The sequence below is a fragment of the Nocardia sp. NPDC060220 genome (genome assembly GCF_042727815.1).
Taxonomy (GTDB): Bacteria; Actinomycetota; Actinomycetes; order Mycobacteriales; family Mycobacteriaceae; genus Nocardia.
This window is the reverse complement of record NZ_JBHWZY010000802.1, coordinates 1-3,138: the sequence shown is the minus strand read 5'-3', so window position 1 is coordinate 3,138 and position 3,138 is coordinate 1. Positions and strand designations below refer to the sequence as shown.

The 3,138-nt window shown below is 69.1% G+C and carries 2 protein-coding genes and 1 pseudogene; all 3 read left to right on the top strand.

Going from position 1 to position 3,138, the window contains the following annotated elements; translation table 11 throughout:
• Positions 1-349, top strand: a pseudogene (locus ACFWF3_RS29910) (hypothetical protein); the annotation flags it as partial.
• Positions 339-2,045 carry a thiamine pyrophosphate-binding protein gene (locus ACFWF3_RS29905; RefSeq protein ID WP_379316978.1) on the top strand — a complete coding sequence of 569 codons (1,707 nt, stop codon included), beginning with the start codon at positions 339-341 and terminating at the stop codon, positions 2,043-2,045. The pseudogene ACFWF3_RS29910 and the gene ACFWF3_RS29905, both read left to right, overlap by 11 nt.
• A 7-nt stretch (positions 2,046-2,052) precedes the next feature.
• Positions 2,053-3,138 (top strand): aldehyde dehydrogenase family protein (locus ACFWF3_RS29900; protein ID WP_379316976.1); only part of this gene is annotated, 1,086 nt, incomplete at its 3' end.

Below are 3,138 nucleotides of genomic sequence, written 5' to 3'. Positions count from 1 at the left end.
GGCCGTCGTCCTCGGCTTCCTGTGGCGCCGCACGTCCGCGATCGGCGTCCTGCTCGGCCTGATCGCCGGATTCACCGCGCTGCTCGCCCCGTTCGCCAAAAACTACTGGGCCGCGCACCTGCCCGAATGGGAGCCGGGCCTCATCGCGATGGCCATCAACGCGGCGGTGGTCCTCGCCGTCAGCCCGCTCACACCGAAACCGGCGAAGGAGGCCGTGGACGTCGGCCTCGCCCTCACCGCGGACGACTGCGCGGATCCCTGGATCCTGCCGGTCGTCCCCTCCGGACACATCGACCACATCACCAAGAGCTTCGCGACAGCTATGAAGGGCAGCACGCATGTCGGTTAAAGTCTACGAACGCATTCTGCAACTCTTCGAAGCCGAGGGCATCAACACCCTGTTCGGCATTCCCGACCCCAACTTCGTGCACATGTTCCATCTCGCCGAAGAACGCGGTTGGACGGTGGTGGCCCCGCACCACGAGGAGTCGGCCGGTTTCATGGCCGAGGCGGTGTCCCGAATGACCGGCAAGGCCGCGGTGTGCATCGGCACCCTCGGCCCCGGCGTCGCCAACCTGGCCGGGGCCATGATGTGCGCCAAGGTCGAGAACTCGCCGGTGATCTTCCTGGGCGGGCAGCGCGCGCGGATCACCGAACAGCGGGTGCGGCGCGGTCGCATCCAGTTCGTGAAGCAGGCGGAACTGTTCGAGCCGTCGGTGAAGTACTGCGCCAGCATCGAATACGCCGACCAGACCGACGAGGTCATCCGGGAGGGTCTGCGCAAGGCGCTCTCGGGCACCCCCGGCCCGGTGTACATCGAGTACCCCTCGCACGTGATCCAGGAGGAACTCGAGGTCGGACCCGCGCTGGCGCCGTCGGCGTATCGCCTGGTCGGACAGACGGCCGGTGCGGACCGGATCGCCGAGGCGGTCGACTACATCCGCGCGGCGAGCCAGCCCGTACTGCTGGTGGGACACGGCGTGCACACCACGCGCGCCGGCGAGTCGGTCCGTGCGCTGGCCGAGGCCATGGCCTGCCCGGTCATCCAGACCTCGGGCGGCACCTCCTTCATCCCCGGGCTCGAGGACCGCACTTTCCCGTACGGGTTCTCGGCGGCGGCGATCGACGCGGTCGTGAAATCCGATCTGTGCCTGGCCATCGGCACCGAGCTGGGCGAACCGGTGCACTACGGGCGCGGCCGGCACTGGGTCGCCAACGAGGCCAACCGCAAGTGGATCCTCGTCGAGCAGGACCCCGAGGCCATCGGGGTGAACCGATCGGTGGACGTGCCGCTGGTCGGTGACCTGCGCGCGATCGTCCCGCAGCTGGTCGAGGCGCTGCGCGAGACCCCGCGCACCCCCACCCCCGAGCTCGCGGGCTGGATCGAACAGGACGCGGCCCAGCTCGCGGAACTGGCCGAGACCGCGCCGTCGGGGATGTCGCCGGTGCACCCGGCGCGGCTGATCGTGGAGGCGACGCAGGCGTTCCCGGCCGACGGCATCATGGTGCGCGACGGCGGCGCCACCACGATCTTCGGCTGGACCTACTCGCAGGCCAAACCCCATGACGTCATGTGGAATCAGAACTTCGGGCACCTGGGCACCGGCCTGCCCTACGCGGTAGGCGCGGGCGTGGCCGACGGCGGCAAACGACCGATGATGCTGATCACCGGCGACTCCTCGTTCCAGTTCCACATCGCCGAACTCGAAACCGCCGCGCGACTGAACCTCCCCCTGGTCTGTGTGGTCGCGGTCGACTACGCCTGGGGACTCGAGGTCGGCGTCTACAAGCGCACCTACGGGCAGGGCTCGCTCGAGACCGGCGTGCACTGGAGCAAGAACACCCGGCTGGACAAGGTCGCCGAGGGCTTCGGCTGCTACGGCGAATACGTCGAGCGCGACGAGGACATCGCCCCCGCCATCAAACGCGCCTACGCCAGCGGGCGACCGGGCGTGATCCACGTCGCGGTCGACCCGAAGGCGAATTCGGAAGAAATGCCGAGCTACGACGAATTCCGCACCTGGTACGCGGAAGGCACTCAGTGAGGAAATCATGCGTGAATATCTGAAGCTCTACATCGACGGGCAGTGGACCGACCCCGCCGAACCGCACACCATCGACGTGGTGAATCCGGCCACCGAGCAGGTGTGCGGCACGGTGGCCGTCGGCACGGCGGCGGACGTGGACCGCGCGGTCGCCGCCGCGCGCGCCGCGTTCGCCGGGTGGTCGAGCACCGAGCCCGCGCAACGGCTCGCGCTGCTGCGCGCGGTCCTCGCCGAATATCAGAAACGCGCCCCCGATCTCGGGGCGGCGCTGATCGAGGAGCTGGGGGCACCGGCCGCCCTGGCCAACGGCTTCCAGGTGGACCTGGGAACGGGCCACCTCAGCACCACGATCGAGGTCCTCGAGGGGTTCCGCTTCGAGGAACAGCGCGGCGCGTCGCTGATCGTGAAGGAGCCGATCGGGGTCTGCGCCCTGATCACCCCGTGGAACTGGCCGTTGAACCAGATCGCGGTGAAGGTCTTCCCCGCGCTGGCCACCGGCTGCACGATGGTGCTCAAGCCCTCCGAACTCGCGCCGTTCTCCGGACAGATCTTCGCCGAGATCCTCGATGCCGCCGGTGTTCCGGCCGGGGTGTTCAACCTGGTGCAGGGCGACGGCCTCGCTGTGGGCGTGCCGTTGGCGAGTCATCCCGACGTCGACCTGGTCTCGTTCACCGGCTCGGCCAGGGCGGGCATCGATATCGCGCGCAACGCGGCGGCCGGGGTCAAGCGGGTTACCCAGGAGCTCGGCGGCAAGAACCCGAACATCATCCTCGATGACGATGCCTTCGCCGAGAACGTCGGCAAGGGCGTGGTGAGCATGATGCTCAACTCGGGCCAGACCTGTAGCGCGCCCTCGCGCATGCTGGTGCCCGGCGCGCGGATGGCCGAGGCGATCGAGGTCGCCCGCGGTGCGGCCGAGGGGGTCACCGTCGGGGATCCGCACGGCGAGTTCGCCATCGGCCCGGTGGTCTCGGCCAACCAGTTCGACAGGATCCAGACACTGATCGCCAAGGGCATCGGCGAGGGGGCCACGCTGGTGGCGGGCGGGCCGGGCAAACCCGACGGTCTGAGCACCGGCTACTACGTGCGGCCC